This window comes from Enterobacter sp. WP_7_1 (assembly GCF_003688535.1).
In the GTDB taxonomy this organism is placed as follows: Bacteria; Pseudomonadota; Gammaproteobacteria; order Enterobacterales; family Enterobacteriaceae; genus Enterobacter; species Enterobacter asburiae.
The window spans coordinates 103,889-123,940 of the sequence record NZ_REFK01000003.1 but is presented as its reverse complement, the minus strand read 5'-3'; the positions used below and the strand labels follow the sequence as shown (position 1 = coordinate 123,940).

Here is a 20,052-nt window from a genome sequence, read left to right as displayed (position 1 = left end):
TTCGTTCTCTCTCATGCTATGGTGCGTTCACCTTAACATACTGAATCTGTATACCGTGTGCTGGTTTCTCTATCTTGTCCGAACCGCTGATAACGCCCTCTACACCGGGATCACCACCGATGTGGCGCGGCGTTTTTTACAACATCAAACGGGAAAAGGGGCAAAGGCGCTGCGGGGGAAAGGGGAATTACAGCTCGCCTTCTCAGCGGCCGTCGGCGACCGATCGCTGGCGCTCAGGCTGGAATATCGCATCAAGCAGCTGACGAAGCGCCAGAAAGAGCGCCTCGTGACCGGAGACGACTCCTTTGAGGCGCTACGCGAGAGCCTGATTAAAAGCGATTGAAATGGTCGTGGTACTCGACCAGGCCATTGACGCCGTTGAGCGCGTCGTCCGCCAGGCGATGGACCTGGAAAGCGGATTCCGTACCCGGCCAGCGGCAGCGCAGATCGTAATGCGCGGCCTGCTCAAAGCCTAAACGGCCATAGAATGCCGGATCGCCCAGCGTGACAACGGCCGCGTAACCGAACTCATTGAGCGAATCCAGCCCTTCATAGACCAGCTGGCGTGCCAGCCCCTGCCCGCGATAGCTTTCATCTACCGCCAGCGGCGCCATGCCAACCCACTGCAGCTCTTCGCCCTGAACGATGACCGGACTGAAGGCAACATAGCCCACCACCTGACCTTCGTCATCGGTGGCAACAAGCCCCAGCGTAATCAGGCCGTCTTCGCGAAGGTCGTGGACCAGTTGGGCTTCGGCATCGCTCGCAAAGGCGCGGCGTAACAACGCATCGATCCCCGGCGCATCAATCCCAATTTCGACTCGAATCAGCATGGCTCACCTACTGAAGTGTGTTTACCGTCCGGCGGGGTTTTCAGCCCGGCCTCAACGAAATCTGCCATTTGCATTAACATCACGCGCAGCGCTTTCGGCATCTGCTCCAGCTCAATGGCATCCATTAAATTCTTAACGTACAGGCCCAGCTCCGTGTCGCCTTCAATCACCAGACGGCGCTGGAAGAAGAGCGTATCCGGATCCTGCTTACGCGCGGCGATCATCAGCAGATCGCTGGCGTTGGCGCTAAAGCTCACATCCGCGTCGGCGGATTCGCGTACGATCAGCTGGTCATTCTCAACGGAGGTAAACCAGCGCAGCCCGATGTCACGCACCTCAATGCTTAACCAGCGGCCTTCCAGGAACTCCAGCTCGCCGTCCTGCAGCGCCTGGCGGAACTGCCAGCTCAGGACCTGCTCCAGCACCTGGCGTTTAAGCGCGAACGGCGCCAGCTTGACCGGCACGCTCAGCATTGATGGACCAAATTGTACGAGACGTGAACGCAGTTTATCCAGCACGAGCTTTACTCCCTGATATCTATAGTCCTGCTATTTTGCCATATCCGAAGCGCAACATAGCGGCGTAAATCAACAAACCGTCGCCCGCCGTACCTCATTATTGGTGTCATCAATACGCCATTAGCTGCCTTAAATCAAAAATTGTCGCGTATGGGTTAATTAAAATCCCAGCTCGTTAACAATTTTGCGATCGACTACATCAGGATAAATTATGGAGCTGCTCTGCCCTGCCGGAAACCTTCCGGCGCTTAAGGCGGCCATCGAAAATGGGGCCGATGCGGTCTATATCGGGCTGAAAGATGACACCAACGCCCGCCATTTTGCTGGCCTCAACTTTACGGAGAAAAAGCTTCAGGAAGCCGTTAACTTCGTTCACCAGCACCGCCGCAAGCTGCATATCGCCATCAATACCTTTGCTCATCCTGACGGCTACGCCCGCTGGCAGCGCGCGGTGGATATGGCGGCACAGCTGGGTGCCGATGCGCTGATCCTGGCCGACCTCGCCATGCTTGAGTATGCGGCAGAACGCTATCCCCATATTGAGCGCCACGTCTCTGTTCAGGCATCTGCCACCAACGAAGAGGCGGTGCGTTTTTACCATCAACACTTTGACGTGGCCCGCGTGGTGCTGCCGCGCGTGCTCTCTATTCATCAGGTTAAGCAACTCGCGCGCGTCACGCCAGTACCGCTGGAGGTTTTTGCCTTTGGCAGCCTGTGCATCATGGCCGAAGGCCGCTGCTATCTTTCCTCTTATTTAACCGGAGAATCGCCAAATACCGTCGGAGCCTGCTCCCCTGCCCGCTTTGTTCGCTGGCAGCAGACCCCGCAGGGGCTGGAGTCTCGCCTGAATGAGGTGCTGATTGACCGCTACCAGGACGGTGAAAACGCCGGTTATCCAACCCTGTGTAAAGGCCGCTATCTGGTCGACGGCGAGCGCTATCACGCGCTGGAGGAACCGACCAGCCTCAACACGCTGGAGCTGCTGCCGGAACTTCTGGCGGCCAATATTGCGTCGGTGAAAATCGAAGGACGTCAGCGCAGCCCGGCCTACGTGAGCCAGGTCGCGAAAGTATGGCGTCAGGCCATCGACCGCTGCATGGCGGATCCGCAGAACTACGCTCCACAGCAGGCCTGGATGGAGACGCTTGGTTCGATGTCCGAAGGCACGCAAACCACGCTTGGCGCGTATCACCGTAAATGGCAGTGAGATCATCATGAAATATTCATTAGGACCGGTGCTCTACTACTGGCCAAAAGAGACGCTGGAAGATTTTTACCAACAGGCCGCCACCAGCAGCGCCGACGTGATTTACCTCGGCGAGGCGGTGTGCAGCAAGCGCCGCGCCACCAAAGTGGGTGACTGGCTGGATATGGCGAAAGGCCTGGCAGGCAGCGGCAAGCAGGTGGTGCTCTCCACGCTTGCACTCGTGCAGGCGTCCTCCGAACTGGGCGAGCTGAAGCGCTACGTCGAAAACGGCGAGTTCCTGCTGGAAGCGAGCGATCTCGGCGTGGTGAACATGTGCGCTGAACGCAGGCTGCCGTTTGTCGCGGGTCATGCCCTGAACTGCTACAACGCCGTCACCCTGCGCCTGCTGCTCAAACAGGGGATGACGCGCTGGTGCATGCCGGTAGAGCTTTCCCGTGACTGGCTGGCTAACCTGCTTAACCAGTGCGACGAGCTGGGCATTCGCAATCAGTTTGAAGTGGAAGTGCTGAGCTACGGTCATCTGCCGCTGGCCTACTCCGCCCGCTGCTTTACCGCGCGCTCGGAAGACCGCCCGAAAGACGAGTGCGAAACCTGCTGCATTAAATACCCGAATGGACGCAGCATGCTGTCGCAGGAGAATCAGCAGGTGTTTGTCCTCAACGGTATTCAAACCATGAGCGGCTATGTCTATAACCTCGGCAACGAGCTGGCGTCGATGGACGGGCTGGTGGATATGGTTCGGCTGTCGCCCCTGGATACCGGGGTGTTCGCGATGCTGGACGCCTTCCGCGCCAACGAAAACGGGGCCTCACCGCTGCCGCTGACGGCAAACAGCGACTGCAACGGCTACTGGAGGCGTCTCGCCGGGCTGGAACTTCAGGCGTAAAAATGGCTCACTTTGTTAACAACGGTTATCATTTTTTAATGCAGTATTAAAGATTCACCGTCGACAAAGTGAGCTGTTATGACTGACAAAACCATTCCGTTTTCGGTGCTGGATCTGGCGCCGATCCCACAAGGCTCCTCTGCAAGAGAAGCCTTTTCGCACTCCCTGGATCTGGCTCAGCTGGCCGAAAAGCGTGGCTATCACCGCTACTGGCTGGCCGAGCACCACAACATGGTTGGCATCGCAAGCGCAGCGACCTCGGTTTTGATCGGCTATCTGGCGGCAAATACCACCACCCTGCATCTGGGCTCCGGCGGCGTAATGCTGCCGAACCACGCCCCGCTGGTGATTGCCGAGCAGTTTGGCACGCTGAATACGCTCTACCCGGGCCGTATAGATTTAGGGCTTGGTCGTGCGCCCGGCAGCGACCAGCCGACCATGCGCGCCCTGCGTCGCCATATGAGCGGCGATATCGACAACTTCCCGCGCGACGTGGCTGAACTGGTGGACTGGTTCGACGCGCGCGATCCGAACCCGCACGTGCGTCCGGTGCCGGGCTACGGTGAGAAGATCCCGGTGTGGCTGTTGGGCTCAAGCCTCTACAGCGCCCAGCTTGCCGCGCAGCTGGGGCTGCCGTTTGCCTTCGCCTCGCACTTCGCACCGGATATGCTGCATCAGGCGCTGCATCTTTACCGCACGAACTTCAAACCGTCCGAACGTCTTGAGAAGCCGTACGCGATGGTGTGCATTAACATCATTGCGGCCGACAGCAATCGCGACGCGGAATTCCTGTTTACCTCTATGCAGCAGGCGTTTGTGAAGCTGCGCCGCGGTGAGACGGGCCAGCTTCCGCCGCCGGTGGAGAATATGCATCAGCTGTGGTCAGCCTCCGAACAGTATGGCGTGCAGCAGGCGCTGAGCATGTCGCTGGTAGGCGATAAGGCGAAAGTGCGACACGGGCTGGACGCGGTGCTACGCGAAACGCAGGCGGATGAGATTATGGTTAACGGCCAGATTTTCGATCACCAGGCGCGTTTGCATTCGTTTGAACTGGCGATGCAGGTGAAAGAGGAACTGGTGGGGTAGTTTTTTGCTTTTCTCCCTCTCCCTATGGGAGAGGGCCGGGGTGAGGGGTTCAACCCCTCGTTTTACTGATACACAGGCAACAGGTTAAAACTCGACAGCACGTGTACCAGAGCGTTACCAACGCCGAATACCAGAATCAGCGCAATCATCGGCTTACCGCCCCAGACGCGGAATTTCGGGCTGCCGAAGCGTTTACGTGATTTACGTGCCAGCAGCGCTGGCACAATCGCCGCCCAGATAGTTGCCGCCAGCCCTGCATAGCCGATGGCGTAGAGGAAGCCGTTCGGCCACAGCAGGCCGCCCACAATCGGTGGCAGGAAGGTCAGCAGCGCGGTTTTGAAACGCCCCATCGCAGAATCATCAAAGCCAAACAGATCCGCCAGGTAGTCAAACAGGCCCAGGGTTACGCCGAGGAAAGAGCTCGCCACCGCAAAGTTAGAGAAGATAACCAGCAGCAGATCCAGACTGCGGCTGTTCAACACGCCGCTCAGCGCCTGCACCAGCACGTCGATGTTACCGCCCTTCTGGGCAATGCCGATAAATTCCGGACGCGGGATGTTGCCCATCGTCCCCAGCAGCCAAATCACATACAGACCCAGCGCCAGCAGCGTGCCGTAGACCAGACACTTCACAATGGTGCGGGGATCTTTGCCGTAGTACTTCATCAGGCTCGGCACGTTACCGTGGTAGCCAAACGACGCCAGACAGAACGGCAGCGTCATCAGCAGGTACGGCGTGTAGGAGGTGTTCACTTCGGCGACGTTAAACAGCGTGGCGGGCGTCACGTGCCCCAGCAGGCTGCCGAAAGTCAGGAAGAAAGTGATGACCTTAGCGCCTAATACGATCGCCGTCATGCGGCTTACCGCTTTGGTACTCATCCAGACGATAAACGCCACAGCTAGCGCAAAACACAGCCCTGCCAGACGCGCCGGAACGTTCAGCGACATCTCCGAGAAGGTGTGGTGCAGAATCGAGCCGCTCGCTGAAATGTACGCGTAGGTCAGGATATAGAGTACAAACGCGATGGATAGCCCGTTCACCAGGTTCCAGCCTTTACCCAGCAGATCTTTGGTGATGGTGTCGAAGCTGGAGCCAATGCGGTAGTTCAGGTTTGCTTCAAGGATCATCAGCCCGGAATGGAGCATGCAGAACCAGGTGAAGACCAGCGCGGCCAGCGACCAGAAGAACCACGCACCGGACATGACCACAGGCAGGGAAAACATCCCGGCACCAATGATGGTTCCGCCGATGATCACCACGCCGCCAAGCAGCGAAGGTGACGTTTGGGTGGTGGTTAGTGTCGCCATACAGCCTTTTCTCCAGTCAATCATGCGGTTCTGCATTTTAATGTGACGCACTGTACCAGTACAAGAGTACAAAAGGAATAAAAAAAGCCCCGATAGCGTTTATCGGGGCTGTATATTTTACTTTACGTCAGTTGCGTAAGGCTTACGCGTCACGGCGACGGCTGGTGCCTTCGTCACGACGTGGGCCGCGATTTTCGCGACGCTCGCCGGAGAAACGACGTGGTTCACCGCGACCTTCGCTGCGGCCGCCTTCACGACGTTCGCCACCGAAGCTGCGACCACCGCCACGACGCTCACCACCGCGGTCAGGGCGTGGCTGTGCATCGCCCATCAGCTGCATGTTCATCGGCTTGTTCAGGATGCGGGTACGCGTAAAGTGCTGCAGTACTTCACCCGGCATACCTTTTGGCAGCTCGATGGTAGAGTGGGATGCGAACAGCTTGATGTTACCAATGTAACGGCTGCTGATGTCGCCTTCGTTAGCGATCGCGCCAACGATGTGACGAACTTCAACGCCGTCATCACGGCCCACTTCAATGCGGTACAGTTCCATATCACCAGCGTCACGACGCTCGCGACGTGGACGATCTTCACCACCACGCTCTGGACGGTCACCACGTGGGCCACGGTCATTGCGGTCATTACGGTCGCCACGACGTTCGAAGCGATCGTCACGGTCACGGAATTCACGCTTAGGACGCATCGGCGCATCTGGTGGCACGATCAGGCTACGTTCGCCCTGAGCCATTTTCAGCAGTGCTGCAGCCAGGGTTTCCATGTCCAGCTCTTCGCCTTCAGCAACAGGCTGAATCTGCGACAGCAGCGCACGGTACTGGTCCAGATCGCTGCTTTCCAGCTGCTGCTGTACTTTCGCGGCGAATTTTTCCAGACGGCGTTTGCCCAGCAGATCTGCGTTTGGCAGGTCAGCTTCTGGAATGGTCAGCTTCATGGTGCGTTCAATGTTACGCAGCAGACGACGCTCGCGGTTCTCAACGAACAGCAGCGCGCGGCCAGCACGACCCGCACGACCGGTACGGCCGATACGGTGAACGTAAGACTCGGAATCCATCGGGATGTCGTAGTTCACAACCAGGCTGATACGCTCAACGTCCAGACCACGTGCTGCCACGTCGGTTGCAATCAGGATATCCAGACGACCGTCTTTCAGACGCTCCAGAGTCTGCTCACGCAGGGCCTGGTTCATGTCGCCGTTCAGCGCTGCGCTGTTGTAGCCGCTACGCTCCAGGGCTTCAGCCACTTCCAGGGTCGCGTTTTTGGTACGCACGAAGATAATCGCCGCATCAAAATCTTCCGCTTCCAGGAAACGTACCAGCGCTTCGTTTTTGCGCATGCCGTACACAGACCAGTAGCTCTGGCTGATGTCCGGGCGAGTGGTAACGCTGGACTGAATACGCACTTCCTGAGGATCTTTCATGAAGCGCTTGGTGATACGACGAATCGCTTCTGGCATGGTGGCAGAGAACAGCGCGGTCTGATGACCGTCCGGGATCTGCGCCATGATGGTTTCGACGTCTTCGATGAAGCCCATACGCAGCATTTCATCTGCTTCATCCAGTACCAGGCCGCTCAGTTTAGAGAGGTCCAGAGTACCGCGCTTCAGGTGATCCAGCAGACGGCCCGGCGTACCGACAACAATCTGTGGGCCCTGGCGCAGGGCGCGTAACTGCACGTCATAACGCTGGCCGCCGTACAGGGCTACCACGTTTACGCCGCGCATATGTTTAGAGAATTCCGTCATTGCTTCTGCAACCTGAACAGCCAGTTCACGGGTTGGAGCCAGGACGAGGATCTGCGGTGCACGCAGGTCCGGATCAATGTTGTTCAGCAGCGGCAGCGAGAATGCTGCAGTTTTACCGCTACCAGTCTGGGCCATGCCCAGCACGTCACGACCAGAAAGCAGGTGTGGGATACACTCAGCCTGGATCGGAGATGGTTTTTCGTAACCCAGATCGTTAAGGGCTTCAAGGATAGGAGCCTTCAGGCCCAGATCTGCAAAAGTGGTTTCGAATTCAGCCATGTAGTACAAGTGCCTCGATATTAATGGCGGCCAGTCTACTTAGCTCATCGTGAAAATGATTAGCAATTTTCATTGAAAAGTGTGAACCGGCTCAAAGTAGGTGTATTGACGAACAACAACGCCCTCACCAGTTAAGGTGATGGCAATCAAAAGATTACGGGCTGATGTTTATGTCGTCAGCTATTGCTGGTCCGATTCTGCCAGGTCGTCATGCTCCTGGCCCAAGAGCGATAATTCCAACAATGCATAACGGTGCTCAACGAAGTTGTGTACGTTGTTAGCAACCGCTAATTTGAACAGTGCCGTAGCGCTGTCCATATCCCCCAGACTTAGGTAGTACTTACCTAAATAGAAGTTGGTTTCACTGAGATGCTCAGCGAGCGAGGTGTTATCCGTTGCGTCCGCCTTGAGGCGTTCCATCAGCGTTACTTCGCTAATGTTGCCCAGGTAGAACTCGACAATGTTCCATCCCCACTGTTCCTTGTCCGATTTATCGAAGCGCTGTTTCAGTGCCTCTTTTGCCTGCTTCTCATCGAGCTTCCGCTCAACGATGTAAAGCCACAGGCTACGGAAAGGATCATTAGGATCGTCTTGATAAAACGCCAGCAGATCATCTTGCGCTAACTTATCACGACCGCCGTAATACAATGCGATACCGCGATTCAAGTGCGCGTAGTTGTAAGTTGGATCAAGCTCAAGTACAGAATCAAACGCTTCATAGGCAGCATCAAAATTGCCTGCCTGCGTTAAATAAATGCCTAAGTAATTGAATACTTCAGGCATATCAGGTCGGATAGCCAGCGCTTGTGAAAAATCATTTCGCGCCAATGCCCTCAGACCGAGACTATCATACAACACTCCGCGCTCATATAAAAGCTGTGCGCGTTCTTCATCGGTTAAAGCCCGACTGGCAAGTATTTGTTCCATGCGTGCCAGAATCACTTCCTGCTGCAAAGTCGGTTGCAATGGCACTGCGAGGACTTCGCTCTTACGCCAGGCAGAGTTGCTGCATCCTGCCAGCGTTAAAGCTGTCGCAACGAAACACCAGCGCAAAAAAGGCTTCATTTCCCACTCCCGAAGACAACTATTGGATGAACGTCCTGTCCCCCGGCGGCTTAACAAGGCGTCCTGCCTGATAATAGGCCCTCCGCAAAGCGGAGGGCAAATGGCAACTTACTCGCCTTGCTGTTCTGCTGCCTGTGCTTCTGGCGCAGCAGCTGGCTGAGACTGCTCGGTTGCTTCTTTAATGCTCAGACGGATACGGCCCTGGCGATCAACTTCCAGAACTTTCACCGGGACTTCCTGACCCATCTGCAGGTAATCGGTCACTTTCTCAACGCGCTTGTCAGCGATCTGAGAGATGTGAACCAGACCTTCTTTACCGCCACCGATGGCAACGAACGCGCCAAAGTCAACGATACGGGTCACTTTACCTGCGTAGACGCGGCCCACTTCGATCTCTGCCGTGATTTCTTCGATGCGACGGATCGCGAATTTCGCTTTCTCGCCGTCGGTTGCTGCGATCTTCACAGTACCGTCATCTTCGATTTCGATCGTGGTGCCAGTCTCTTCGGTCAGCGCACGGATTACGGAACCGCCCTTACCGATAACATCTTTGATCTTGTCTGGATTGATCTTGATGGTGTGGATACGTGGAGCGAACTGAGAAATGTCGCCACGCGGCGCGTTAATCGCCTGTTCCATCACGCCCAGGATGTGCAGACGCGCACCTTTAGCCTGGTTCAGAGCAACCTGCATGATCTCTTTGGTGATACCTTCAATTTTGATATCCATCTGCAGCGCAGAGATACCTTCGCGGGAACCCGCTACTTTGAAGTCCATATCGCCCAGGTGGTCTTCGTCACCCAGAATGTCAGACAGAACAACGAAGTTGTCGCCTTCTTTCACCAGGCCCATTGCGATACCCGCAACGGCGGCTTTGATTGGCACGCCTGCATCCATCAGCGCCAGAGAGGCACCACACACGGAAGCCATGGAAGAAGAACCGTTGGATTCGGTGATTTCAGACACCACACGTACGGTGTACGGGAATTTGTCTGCTTCTGGCATCACTGCCAGCACGCCGCGCTTCGCCAGACGACCGTGACCAATTTCACGACGCTTCGGCGAGCCAACCATACCGGTTTCGCCTACGGAGTACGGAGGGAAGTTGTAGTGGAACAGGAAGCTGTCAGTGCGCTCGCCCATCAGTTCGTCGATGTTCTGTGCGTCACGTGCGGTACCCAGGGTCGCGGTAACCAGCGCCTGCGTTTCGCCACGGGTGAACAGCGCGGAACCGTGAGTACGTGGCAGAACGCCAGTACGCACATCCAGACCACGGATCATGTCTTTTTCGCGGCCATCGATACGCGGCTCGCCTGCCAGTACGCGGCTACGAACAACGTTTTTCTCGATAGCGTGCAGAATGTCGCTCAGTTCGTTAGCATCCAGCGCTTCGTCTTCAGCAACCAGGGTCGCGATAGTTTCAGACTTGATCACGTCAACCTGAGCGTAACGCTCCTGTTTGTCAGTGATACGGTATGCATCGCTCAGGCGAGATTCTGCCAGCGCTGCAACGCGTGCGTTCAGCGCGTCGTTTGCTGCTTCTGGCTGCCAGTCCCAACGTGGTTTACCGGCTTCTTTCACCAGGTCGTTGATGTTCTGGATAACGATCTGCTGCTGGTCGTGGCCAAATACCACAGCGCCCAGCATCTGGTCTTCGCTCAGCAGTTCAGCTTCGGATTCAACCATCAGCACAGCTGCTTCAGTACCCGCAACAACCAGGTCCAGCTTACTTTCTTTCAGCTCTTCCTGGGTTGGGTTCAGCACGTACTGGTCGTTGATGTAGCCAACGCGTGCGGCACCGATTGGGCCATTGAATGGAATACCAGACAGTGACAGGGCAGCGGATGCGCCGATCATGGCAACGATGTCCGGGTTAACCTGTGGGTTAACGGAAACAACGGTCGCGATAACCTGTACTTCGTTAACGAAGCCTTCCGGGAACAGCGGACGAACCGGGCGGTCAATCAGACGCGCAATCAGGGTTTCGCCTTCGCTTGGGCGGCCTTCACGACGGAAGAAACCACCCGGGATTTTACCGGCAGCGTAGGTACGCTCCTGGTAGTTAACGGTCAGCGGGAAGAAGTCCTGACCTGGTTTAGCTTTTTTCTGGCCAACAACGGTAACGAATACCGCAGTGTCATCCATGCTTACCATAACGGCAGCAGTAGCCTGACGTGCCATCATGCCGGTTTCCAGCGTGACGGTATGTTGACCATACTGGAATTTACGAACGATCGGATTCAGCAAAGTTCTGTCCTTTCTTAAATGTTTGACAGCACACCACCGGTGTGCTGTCGATTTAACCCGACCTTCTTCGCATCCTCGCGACTAATGACAACCAACACCCCCATGGGTGAAGCCTCTCATTAGCCGCGCGAACCTCTGCAATGAAGATCATTTATAGCAACAATACAATAGTTTCCAGTGAATTGCTGCCGTCTGGTTGAAAAAAGGGGCCATCAGGCCCCCTTTTCTGAAACTCGCAAGAATTAGCGACGCAGACCCAGACGCTCGATCAGCGCGGTGTAGCGTGCAACATCTTTACGTTTCAGGTAGTCGAGCAGTTTACGACGCTGAGAAACCATACGCAGCAGACCACGACGGCTGTGGTGATCTTTTTTGTGCTCTGCAAAGTGACCCTGCAGGTGGTTAATCTGTGCAGTCAGCAGTGCAACCTGAACTTCGGTAGAACCGCTGTCGTTAGTACCACGACCAAACTCAGAAACGATTTTAGCTTTAGCTTCAACGCTTAGAGACATTTTCAAACTCCAAAGTATAAAGAATGTAAGGATGCCGATCTCTAATTCAGCAATCCCATGTACGCCCCGCAGATTGTTAAACAATTTACCAGGCGTTAAGCGGCGATATTCTACTCGTCTCCCCTGCTTATCGCAAGGTGAGCCCTTATCACCGTCACGCGTCGACCGGATATTCGACGACCAGACGACGCGGCGCAACGCGCCCTTCGCCATCCATTTCGCCCATACCGATGAATTTCCCTTCGTCACCTTCGGTCACGCGTACCAGTCCTTCCAGCGGCGCTTCCGCCGTACGAACCGGGTTGCCGTTCTTAAAGTAAACGGACGACGTTAAAGGAAGATTAACAACCGGGAAGTCTGCTGCCGGACTGTCCATCGGCATCAGCAAGGGATCCAGCAAATCTGCCGGCGCAATCCCCTGCGCTTCCGCCTGTTCTACCAGCTCGCGCAGCTGTTCCAGGGTCACCATCCGCTCCACCGGGTACTTGCTTACCGCCAGACGGCGCAGGTAAATCACATGCGCACCGCAGCCCAGCTTTTCACCGAGGTCGTCGATGATGGTGCGAATATAGGTCCCTTTCGAACAGTGTACTTCCAGCTCCAGCTCATCACCTTCGTGGCGAATAAACAACAGCTCATACACGGTTATCGGACGGGCTTCACGCGGGACGTCAATGCCCTGGCGTGCATATTCGTAGAGCTTCTTGCCCTGATATTTCAGCGCCGAATACATCGACGGCACCTGCATCGTGTCCCCACGGAAGCTCTCCAGCGCAGCATCAAGCTGTTCCGCGCTGAAGGTCACCGGGCGCTCTTCTACCACCTGGCCATCCGCGTCGGAGGTATCCGTGCGCTGGCCCAGTTTAGCGATAACGCGGTAACGCTTATCGGAGTCGAGGAGGTACTGGGAAAACTTTGTCGCCTCTCCCAGGCAGACCGGCAGCATGCCGGTTGCCAGCGGATCCAGCGCGCCGGTGTGGCCCGCACGGTTGGCGTTATAAATACGCTTAACTTTCTGCAGCACGTCGTTGCTGGAAGCGCCCTGGGGTTTATCCAGCAGCAGCACACCATGCACGTCGCGACCGCGACGACGAGGACGACTCATCAGTCCTCCTTGCTGTCGTCCGCCGGATTAACACGACGCTCATCGTCATGTTTAACCACGCTGGTCACCAGATTGGACATACGCATACCTTCGACCAGCGAGTTGTCGTAGAAGAAGGTCAGTTCAGGCACGATACGCAGGCGCATCGCTTTGCCAAGCAGGGAGCGGATGAAGCCAGAGGCTTCCTGCAGCGCTTTAATGCCGTTTTTCACTGCCGCTTCGTCCTGATCGTTCAGGAAGGTGACGAACACTTTTGCATACGCCAGATCGCGGGACATTTCGACACCGGAAACGGTGGTCATCATGCCGACGCGCGGGTCTTTAATTTCACGTTGCAGAATGAGTGCGATCTCTTTCTGCATTTCCTGCGCTACGCGCTGAGGGCGACCAAATTCTTTCGCCATAATAAATTCTCCAGACAAAAAAGGGGCTAAAAGCCCCTTTTAAAATTATTGCCGGGTGGCGCGAGGCGATCCCGGCTTACAATCGGTAATTAAGCGATGGTACGCTGAATTTCGATGATCTCGAACACTTCGATCATATCGCCAACGCGAACGTCGTTGTAGTTCTTCACGCCGATACCACATTCCATGCCGTTACGGACTTCGTTAACGTCATCTTTGAAGCGGCGCAGGGATTCCAGCTCGCCTTCGTAGATAACCACGTTGTCACGCAGTACGCGGATTGGGTTGTGACGCTTGATGTTACCTTCGGTAACCATACAGCCCGCGATCGCACCGAATTTCGGTGATTTGAACACGTCACGTACTTCAGCCAGACCGATGATCTGCTGTTTCAGCTCAGGAGACAGCATGCCGCTCATCGCTGCTTTCACTTCGTCGATCAGGTTATAGATGACGGAGTAGTAACGCAGATCCAGGCTTTCAGCTTCAATTACTTTACGCGCAGACGCATCCGCACGAACGTTGAAGCCAACCAGGATAGCGTTGGAGGCAGCAGCCAGGGTAGCGTCGGTTTCGGTGATACCACCTACGCCAGAACCGATGATCTTCACTTTCACTTCGTCGGTAGACAGTTTCAGCAAGGAGTCGGAGATCGCTTCCACAGAACCCTGAACGTCAGCTTTCAGAACGATGTTCACTTCGTGAACTTCGCCCTCGGTCATGTTGGCAAACATGTTCTCGAGTTTAGATTTCTGTTGACGAGCCAGTTTAACTTCACGGAATTTGCCCTGACGATACAGTGCCACTTCACGCGCTTTCTTCTCGTCACGCACAACGGTCACTTCGTCACCGGCAGCCGGAACACCGGACAGACCCAGGATTTCCACTGGAATGGACGGACCCGCCTCCAGAACTTCCTGACCCAGTTCGTTACGCATCGCACGAACGCGGCCGTATTCGAAGCCACACAGAACGATGTCGCCCTTGTTCAGGGTACCTTCACGAACCAGAACGGTTGCAACCGGGCCACGACCTTTATCCAGGAAGGATTCAATCACCGCGCCGCTCGCCATACCATTACGGATCGCTTTCAGCTCCAGTACTTCAGCCTGCAGCAGGATCGCGTTCAGCAGGTCGTCGATACCGGTACCCGCTTTAGCAGATACTGGGATGAACTGCGCTTCGCCGCCCCACTCTTCCGGCATAACGCCGTACTGAGACAGTTCGTTCTTCACGCGGTCCAGATCGGCTTCTGGCTTATCGATTTTGTTGACTGCAACAACCAGAGGCACCTGCGCCGCTTTCGCGTGCTGGATAGCTTCGATGGTCTGTGGCATCACGCCGTCGTCTGCGGCAACAACCAGGACTACGATATCCGTTGCCTGAGCACCACGAGCACGCATTGAGGTAAACGCTGCGTGACCTGGGGTATCCAGGAAGGTGATCATGCCGTTTTCGGTTTCTACGTGGTAAGCACCGATGTGCTGGGTAATACCACCCGCTTCACCAGAGGCGACCTTAGTAGAACGAATGTAGTCAAGCAGAGAGGTTTTACCGTGGTCAACGTGACCCATGATGGTCACAACCGGTGCACGCGGTTCAGCCGCAGCACCAGTATCACGGTCGCTCATTACTGCTTCTTCCAGCTCGTTTTCACGACGCAGGATAACTTTGTGGCCCATCTCTTCAGCAACCAGCTGTGCGGTTTCCTGATCGATTACCTGGTTGATGGTCGCCATGGCGCCCAGTTTCATCATCGCTTTGATGACCTGAGAACCTTTAACAGCCATCTTGTTCGCCAGATCGCCAACGGTGATGGTTTCGCCAATCACAACGTCACGGTTTACGGCCTGCGCAGGCTTCTGGAAGCTCTGCTGCAGCGCGGAACCTTTACGCTTGCCACCTTTACCGCCGCGAACAGCCGCGCGTGCTTCTTCACGGTCAGCTTTGGATTCAGCGTGCTTGTTGCCTTTTTTCGCCGGACGCGCAGCTTTTGCATTACGGCCACGGCCACGACCGCCTTCAACTTCACGGTCGTTATCATCTTCAGCCTGACGCGCATGCTGAGAAGTGGTCACGTGATAGTCGCTGGTGTCTTCAGTCGGCTCAACGGTATTCACACCATTCTTCTCGTTTTCTTCTGCCATACGGCGCGCTTCTTCAGCGACGCGGCGAGCTTCTTCTTCCAGCTTACGGCGGGCTTCTTCTTCCGCTTTACGCTTCAGCTCGGCAGCTTCATTTTCACGGCGGGCTTTTTCAGCCTGGGCGGTTTTGGTCATTTCGTCTGTCTGTTGATTGCTCACTTTGTCTTTTTCCGCAGCGTCACGCTTCACTTTATCACTTGCGTCGCGTTTCGCTTTTTCTGCGGCCTCACGTTCAGCTTTTAATTCTGCTTCACGTTTGGCGGTTGCTTCCGCCTCACGCTGAGCTTGTTCTTCCGCTTCACGCTGTGCCTGCTCTTCCGCGGCAAGGCGTTCTGCCTCTTGCGGATCACGTTTTACAAAGGTGCGCGTCTTGCGGACTTCAATTTGTACCGATTTGCTTTTGCCACCAGTACCAGGGATGTTTAACGTGCTGCGCGTTTTGCGCTGCAGCGTTAACTTGTCAGGCGTAGAACCGTGTTCACGGTTCAGGTGCGTTAACAAGGTTTGTTTTTCTTGCGCGGTCACCGAGTCATCAGCGGACTTCGGGATCCCTGCATCAGCAAATTGCTGTACCAGGCGGTCCACGGAGGTCTGAATCTCAGCAGCCAGCGATTTTACAGTTACATCAGTCATGCTGTTCCTTCCTGCTACAGTTTATTACGCTTCGTCGCCGAACCAGCAAATATTACGTGCGGCCATGATGAGCTCGCCGGCTTTCTCGTCGGTTAAACCTTCGATATCAGCCAGGTCATCAACGCCTTGCTCAGCGAGATCTTCCAGCGTACAAACACCACGGGCAGCCAGCTTGAACGCAATCGCACGATCAAGACCTTCCAGATTCAGCAGGTCATCAGCCGGCTTCTTATCGCCAAGGCTTTCTTCCTGAGCCAGTGCCAGGGTGGTCAGTGCGTTTTTAGCGCGTTCACGCAGGGCTTCAACGGTTGGTTCATCCAGACCGTCAATTTCCAGCAGCTCTTTCATTGGCACATAGGCCAGTTCTTCCAGCGTAGAGAAACCTTCTTCAACCAGAACAGTGGCGAAGTCTTCGTCAATATCCAGGTATTTAGTGAAGGTATCGATCGCCGCATGGGCTTCAGCCTGATGCTTAGCCTGCAGGTCATCAACGGTCATTACGTTGAGTTCCCAGCCGCTCAGCTGTGACGCCAGGCGTACGTTCTGACCGTTACGGCCGATTGCCTGCGCCAGGTTGCCCGCTTCAACAGCGATATCCATGGTGTGTTTGTCTTCGTCAACAACGATAGACGCCACATCAGCTGGAGCCATTGCGTTGATCACGAATTGCGCCGGGTTGTCATCCCACAGAACGATATCAATACGTTCGCCGCCCAGCTCAGTAGAAACTGCCTGGACACGCGCACCGCGCATACCGACGCAAGCACCGACCGGGTCGATACGCTTGTCGTTGGTTTTCACCGCAATTTTCGCACGGGAGCCCGGATCGCGAGCCGCCGCTTTAATCTCGATAACTTCTTCACCGATTTCCGGCACTTCGATACGGAACAGTTCTACCAGCATTTCTGGTTTAGAACGGGTCACGAACAGCTGTGCACCACGCGCTTCAGGACGAACGGCGTACAGAACACCGCGGATACGGTCGCCTGGACGGAAGTTTTCACGCGGCAGCATATCTTCACGCAGGATCACGGCTTCAGCGTTACCCGGCAACCCTTCGGATTTGATCTCCAGGGAGATGTTGTCGCGGTTCACTTTCTTCACCACACCGGTGATGATTTCGCCTTCCTGATCGCGGAACTGATCGACAACCAGCGCGCGCTCGGCTTCGCGAACTTTCTGCACGATAACCTGTTTAGCGGTCTGGGTCGTGATACGGTCGAAGGTAACAGATTCAATCTGATCTTCAACGTACTCGCCCACGTTCAGACTTTCGTCTTCAAAACGGGCGGCTTCCAGCGTGATCTCTTTGGTCGGCTGGGTCACTTCTTCTACGATTACCCAACGACGGAATGTATCGAAGTCACCGCTTTTACGATCGATTTCTACGCGAACATCGATCTCTTGTTCGTATTTTTTCTTGGTTGCTGTAGCCAGTGCACTTTCCAGCGCTTCGAAAATCTTCTCACGCGGCAGTGATTTCTCGTTGGAGACGGCTTCAACAACAGCCAAAATTTCTTTGTTCATCGCGGGCTTTTCACCTCAATCCAGACTGTTAAAAGTGGGGAACCAGGTTCGCCTTCTGGATATTACTCAGCGCGAACACTTCATCTTTGCCTTCGACTGTCACCGTGATCATTTCACCATCAACGGCTTTGATAATTCCCTGCCATTTACGGCGGTTCTGTACGGCCATACGCAGAACGAGAGCCACTTCTTCACCGGTAAAGCGCACGTAGTGCTCGGCCGTGAACATCGGGCGATCGAGGCCAGGTGAGGAAACTTCCAGGTTGTACGCAACGGTAATCGGGTCTTCAACATCAAGAACCGCACTCACCTGGTGGCTGACATCAGCACAATCATCAACATTGATGCCATCTTCACTATCAATATAGATGCGCAGCGTCGATGTACGGCCGCGAACGAATTCGATGCCGACCAGTTCGTAGCCCAGTGCTTCGACCGGTGCAGTAATCATCTCTGTTAATTTTTGCTCTAATGTGGACAAGCCCACCCCCAAGACATAAAAAAAGGGCGTAAAGCCCAGTTATTCTGTAGTCAGATAACAAAAAACCCCGATAAATCGGGGCTTTAGATAACTGAACCCTATAGCCACAACTGTGGCCTGGAGCACTTTCCGAAAGAATTTTTTCAAATCCAGCTACGAAGGCTCTAAGTCTTCACAGTATATTTGAAAAAGAACTTTATGGGAAAGTGGTTGCGGGGGCCGGATTTGAACCGACGACCTTCGGGTTATGAGCCCGACGAGCTACCAGGCTGCTCCACCCCGCGCCTGAAACGTGGCAAATTCTACGCGTTTTGGACAGAATTTGCAAATAATGCTGGGATTTGGTACCGAAGACGGGACGTAAAATCGGCGTTTAGTATATTGATAGTTGACCCCACCTGTCAACCCAACTTCCGCCAGATCGATTAGACCAAAATTTTTACAAAAAACGCACGACTCTCTTCCGGTCTTCGCCAAAAGATGATTAAATGAATACTCACTTATTTTGCATAAAAATGCACAAGAGAGCGAAAGCGGTCTCTAATCAGTCAATCAAGCAGGGTTTTATTCTATGACGACGATTCTCAAGCATCTTCCGGTTGGACAACGTATTGGCATCGCTTTCTCAGGTGGCCTGGATACCAGCGCAGCACTGCTGTGGATGCGCCAGAAGGGAGCGGTTCCGTACGCCTATACTGCGAACCTGGGTCAGCCGGATGAGGACGACTATGATGCCATTCCTCGTCGCGCTAAAGAGTATGGTGCAGAGAATGCGCGCCTGATTGACTGCCGTAAGCAACTGGTCGCTGAAGGTATCGCGGCTATTCAGTGTGGTGCATTCCATAACACCACCGGCGGCCTGACCTACTTCAACACCACCCCGCTGGGCCGTGCGGTCACCGGCACCATGCTGGTTGCGGCGATGAAAGAAGACGGCGTCAACATCTGGGGTGACGGCAGCACCTATAAAGGTAACGATATTGAACGTTTCTATCGCTATGGCCTGCTGACCAACGCCGAACTGCAGATCTACAAGCCGTGGCTGGATACCGATTTCATCGACGAGCTGGGTGGCCGCCATGAGATGTCCGAGTTTATGATCGCCTGCGGTTTCGACTATAAGATGTCAGTCGAGAAAGCCTATTCCACCGACTCCAACATGCTGGGTGCGACGCACGAAGCGAAAGACCTGGAATTCCTGAACTCCAGCGTGAAGATCGTTAACCCGATCATGGGCGTGAAGTTCTGGGACGAAAACGTCAAAATCCAGGCTGAAGAAGTGACCGTGCGTTTCGAACGCGGCCATCCGGTGGCGCTGAACGGTAAAACCTTCTCTGATGATGTTGAACTGATGCTGGAAGCTAACCGTATTGGCGGTCGTCACGGTCTGGGCATGAGCGATCAGATTGAAAACCGCATCATCGAAGCGAAAAGCCGTGGCATCTATGAAGCCCCGGGAATGGCGCTGTTGCACATCGCTTACGAGCGTCTACTGACCGGCATTCACAACGAAGATACCATCGAGCAGTATCACTCTCATGGCCGTCAGCTGGGTAAACTGCTGTATCAGGGCCGCTGGTTCGATCCACAGGCGCTGATGCTGCGTGATGCGCTGCAGCGTTGGGTGGCAAGCGCGATCACCGGTGAAGTAACGCTCGAACTGCGTCGCGGTAACGATTACTCCATCCTGAACACCGTGTCTGACAACCTGACCTATAAAGCAGAGCGTCTGACCATGGAGAAAGGTGAATCAGTGTTCTCGCCGGACGATCGTATTGGTCAGCTGACCATGCGTAATCTGGACATCACCGATACCCGCGAGAAGCTGTTCAACTATGTTGAGAATGGCCTGCTCTCCACGAATTCCGGTAACGGTCTGCCGCAGGTTGAAAACCTGGAGCACAGCGATAAGAAGTAATCGCTGATATAACGTGCAAAAGGCGCCCACAGGGCGCCTTTTTTATTTTGATTTTTGTAGGCCCGGTAAGCGCAGCGCCACCGGGCAACATGGCGGGTGGCGCATGCGCTTACCCGCCCTACAAAAGATCGGAGACTCGCA

18 protein-coding genes and 1 tRNA gene are annotated in these 20,052 nt (G+C 55.0%); 5 read left to right on the top strand and 14 right to left on the bottom strand.

Annotation, left to right across the window (positions count from 1 at the left end):
• Nucleotides 1-13 precede the first annotated feature (13 nt).
• Nucleotides 14-343, top strand: a complete 330-nt coding sequence (locus BJ885_RS13720; RefSeq protein WP_052194014.1) for a GIY-YIG nuclease family protein — start codon at nt 14-16, stop codon at nt 341-343.
• Here the strand turns inward: BJ885_RS13720 and BJ885_RS13715 are convergent.
• Both BJ885_RS13715 and BJ885_RS13710 read right to left on the bottom strand, forming a co-directional pair.
• Nucleotides 330-833: a GNAT family N-acetyltransferase gene (locus tag BJ885_RS13715; protein ID WP_023309324.1), complete on the bottom strand. Its 504-nt coding sequence runs from the start codon at nt 831-833 to the stop codon at nt 330-332. The two genes, BJ885_RS13720 and BJ885_RS13715, sit on opposite strands and share 14 nt — an antisense overlap.
• A complete protein-coding gene (locus BJ885_RS13710) occupies nt 827-1,351 on the bottom strand; it encodes an SCP2 domain-containing protein (RefSeq protein ID WP_029739636.1) in 525 nt (174 codons plus the stop codon). The genes BJ885_RS13715 and BJ885_RS13710 overlap by 7 nt, the downstream gene beginning before the upstream one ends.
• A gap of 211 nt (nt 1,352-1,562) precedes the next feature.
• Here BJ885_RS13710 and BJ885_RS13705 point away from each other — a divergent pair, with 211 nt between their 5' ends.
• The 3 genes from BJ885_RS13705 to BJ885_RS13695 all read left to right on the top strand — a co-directional run bounded on the left by BJ885_RS13705 (nt 1,563) and on the right by BJ885_RS13695 (nt 4,530).
• Nucleotides 1,563-2,558 carry a peptidase U32 family protein gene (locus tag BJ885_RS13705; RefSeq protein ID WP_023309326.1) on the top strand — a complete coding sequence of 332 codons (996 nt, stop codon included), beginning with the start codon at nt 1,563-1,565 and terminating at the stop codon, nt 2,556-2,558.
• A gap of 7 nt (nt 2,559-2,565) precedes the next feature.
• Entirely contained in the window at nt 2,566-3,444 is an 879-nt protein-coding gene (locus tag BJ885_RS13700) for a U32 family peptidase (RefSeq protein ID WP_029739635.1), read from the top strand.
• Between the two features lie 78 nt (nt 3,445-3,522).
• A complete protein-coding gene (locus BJ885_RS13695; protein WP_047646424.1) occupies nt 3,523-4,530 on the top strand; it encodes an LLM class flavin-dependent oxidoreductase in 1,008 nt (335 codons plus the stop codon).
• 62 nt (nt 4,531-4,592) lie between these two features.
• Here the strand turns inward: BJ885_RS13695 and mtr are convergent, their stop codons facing one another.
• From mtr to BJ885_RS13635, 12 genes are all read right to left on the bottom strand, one after another.
• The gene (gene mtr / locus BJ885_RS13690) at nt 4,593-5,837 is read right to left on the bottom strand and encodes a tryptophan permease (protein ID WP_047646463.1); all 1,245 of its coding nucleotides are present in this window, start codon (nt 5,835-5,837) and stop codon (nt 4,593-4,595) included.
• Nucleotides 5,838-5,979: 142 nt separating this feature from the next.
• Entirely contained in the window at nt 5,980-7,875 is a 1,896-nt protein-coding gene (locus BJ885_RS13685; protein WP_029739632.1) for a DEAD/DEAH family ATP-dependent RNA helicase, read from the bottom strand.
• Entirely contained in the window at nt 7,868-7,948 is an 81-nt protein-coding gene (yrbN, locus tag BJ885_RS13680) for a protein YrbN (protein WP_097397692.1), read from the bottom strand. The genes BJ885_RS13685 and yrbN overlap by 8 nt, the downstream gene beginning before the upstream one ends.
• A gap of 107 nt (nt 7,949-8,055) precedes the next feature.
• Complete coding sequence (gene nlpI / locus BJ885_RS13675; protein WP_121932127.1) at nt 8,056-8,940, bottom strand: lipoprotein NlpI; 885 nt, start codon at nt 8,938-8,940, stop codon at nt 8,056-8,058.
• Nucleotides 8,941-9,048: 108 nt separating this feature from the next.
• Complete coding sequence (gene pnp, locus BJ885_RS13670) at nt 9,049-11,187, bottom strand: polyribonucleotide nucleotidyltransferase (protein WP_029739631.1); 2,139 nt, start codon at nt 11,185-11,187, stop codon at nt 9,049-9,051.
• Nucleotides 11,188-11,429: 242 nt separating this feature from the next.
• Nucleotides 11,430-11,699, bottom strand: a complete 270-nt coding sequence (rpsO, locus tag BJ885_RS13665; protein WP_003861789.1) for a 30S ribosomal protein S15 — start codon at nt 11,697-11,699, stop codon at nt 11,430-11,432.
• Between the two features lie 154 nt (nt 11,700-11,853).
• Nucleotides 11,854-12,804 carry a tRNA pseudouridine(55) synthase TruB gene (gene truB, locus BJ885_RS13660; protein WP_063442175.1) on the bottom strand — a complete coding sequence of 317 codons (951 nt, stop codon included), beginning with the start codon at nt 12,802-12,804 and terminating at the stop codon, nt 11,854-11,856.
• Nucleotides 12,804-13,208, bottom strand: a complete 405-nt coding sequence (rbfA, locus tag BJ885_RS13655) for a 30S ribosome-binding factor RbfA (protein ID WP_003024988.1) — start codon at nt 13,206-13,208, stop codon at nt 12,804-12,806. Before rbfA ends, truB begins: the two co-directional genes overlap by 1 nt.
• 89 nt (nt 13,209-13,297) lie before the next feature.
• Nucleotides 13,298-15,985 (bottom strand): translation initiation factor IF-2, encoded by a 2,688-nt coding sequence (gene infB, locus BJ885_RS13650; RefSeq protein ID WP_029739629.1) that lies wholly within the window; start codon nt 15,983-15,985, stop codon nt 13,298-13,300.
• A 24-nt stretch (nt 15,986-16,009) separates the two neighbouring features.
• Entirely contained in the window at nt 16,010-17,512 is a 1,503-nt protein-coding gene (nusA, locus tag BJ885_RS13645; protein WP_029739628.1) for a transcription termination factor NusA, read from the bottom strand.
• Between the two features lie 28 nt (nt 17,513-17,540).
• Entirely contained in the window at nt 17,541-17,993 is a 453-nt protein-coding gene (rimP, locus tag BJ885_RS13640; RefSeq protein WP_014833432.1) for a ribosome maturation factor RimP, read from the bottom strand.
• A 207-nt stretch (nt 17,994-18,200) separates the two neighbouring features.
• Nucleotides 18,201-18,277: transfer RNA gene (locus BJ885_RS13635), tRNA-Met, on the bottom strand.
• Between the two features lie 287 nt (nt 18,278-18,564).
• Here BJ885_RS13635 and argG point away from each other — a divergent pair.
• Nucleotides 18,565-19,911 carry an argininosuccinate synthase gene (gene argG, locus BJ885_RS13630; RefSeq protein WP_121932126.1) on the top strand — a complete coding sequence of 449 codons (1,347 nt, stop codon included), beginning with the start codon at nt 18,565-18,567 and terminating at the stop codon, nt 19,909-19,911.
• Nucleotides 19,912-20,052 lie beyond the last annotated feature (141 nt).

Bases quoted from the DNA above. Each gene is read 5' to 3' on its own strand.
- BJ885_RS13720 (WP_052194014.1), top strand. From the start codon at position 14: ATGCTATGGTGCGTTCACCTTAACATACTGAATCTGTATACCGTGTGC.
- BJ885_RS13715 (WP_023309324.1), bottom strand. From the start codon at position 833: ATGCTGATTCGAGTCGAAATTGGGATTGATGCGCCGGGGATCGATGCG.
- BJ885_RS13705 (WP_023309326.1), top strand. From the start codon at position 1,563: ATGGAGCTGCTCTGCCCTGCCGGAAACCTTCCGGCGCTTAAGGCGGCC.
- BJ885_RS13700 (WP_029739635.1), top strand. From the start codon at position 2,566: ATGAAATATTCATTAGGACCGGTGCTCTACTACTGGCCAAAAGAGACG.
- BJ885_RS13695 (WP_047646424.1), top strand. From the start codon at position 3,523: ATGACTGACAAAACCATTCCGTTTTCGGTGCTGGATCTGGCGCCGATC.
- mtr (WP_047646463.1), bottom strand. From the start codon at position 5,837: ATGGCGACACTAACCACCACCCAAACGTCACCTTCGCTGCTTGGCGGC.
- BJ885_RS13685 (WP_029739632.1), bottom strand. From the start codon at position 7,875: ATGGCTGAATTCGAAACCACTTTTGCAGATCTGGGCCTGAAGGCTCCT.
- yrbN (WP_097397692.1), bottom strand. From the start codon at position 7,948: ATGAAAATTGCTAATCATTTTCACGATGAGCTAAGTAGACTGGCCGCC.
- nlpI (WP_121932127.1), bottom strand. From the start codon at position 8,940: ATGAAGCCTTTTTTGCGCTGGTGTTTCGTTGCGACAGCTTTAACGCTG.
- rpsO (WP_003861789.1), bottom strand. From the start codon at position 11,699: ATGTCTCTAAGCGTTGAAGCTAAAGCTAAAATCGTTTCTGAGTTTGGT.
- truB (WP_063442175.1), bottom strand. From the start codon at position 12,804: ATGAGTCGTCCTCGTCGTCGCGGTCGCGACGTGCATGGTGTGCTGCTG.
- rbfA (WP_003024988.1), bottom strand. From the start codon at position 13,208: ATGGCGAAAGAATTTGGTCGCCCTCAGCGCGTAGCGCAGGAAATGCAG.
- infB (WP_029739629.1), bottom strand. From the start codon at position 15,985: ATGACTGATGTAACTGTAAAATCGCTGGCTGCTGAGATTCAGACCTCC.
- nusA (WP_029739628.1), bottom strand. From the start codon at position 17,512: ATGAACAAAGAAATTTTGGCTGTTGTTGAAGCCGTCTCCAACGAGAAA.
- argG (WP_121932126.1), top strand. From the start codon at position 18,565: ATGACGACGATTCTCAAGCATCTTCCGGTTGGACAACGTATTGGCATC.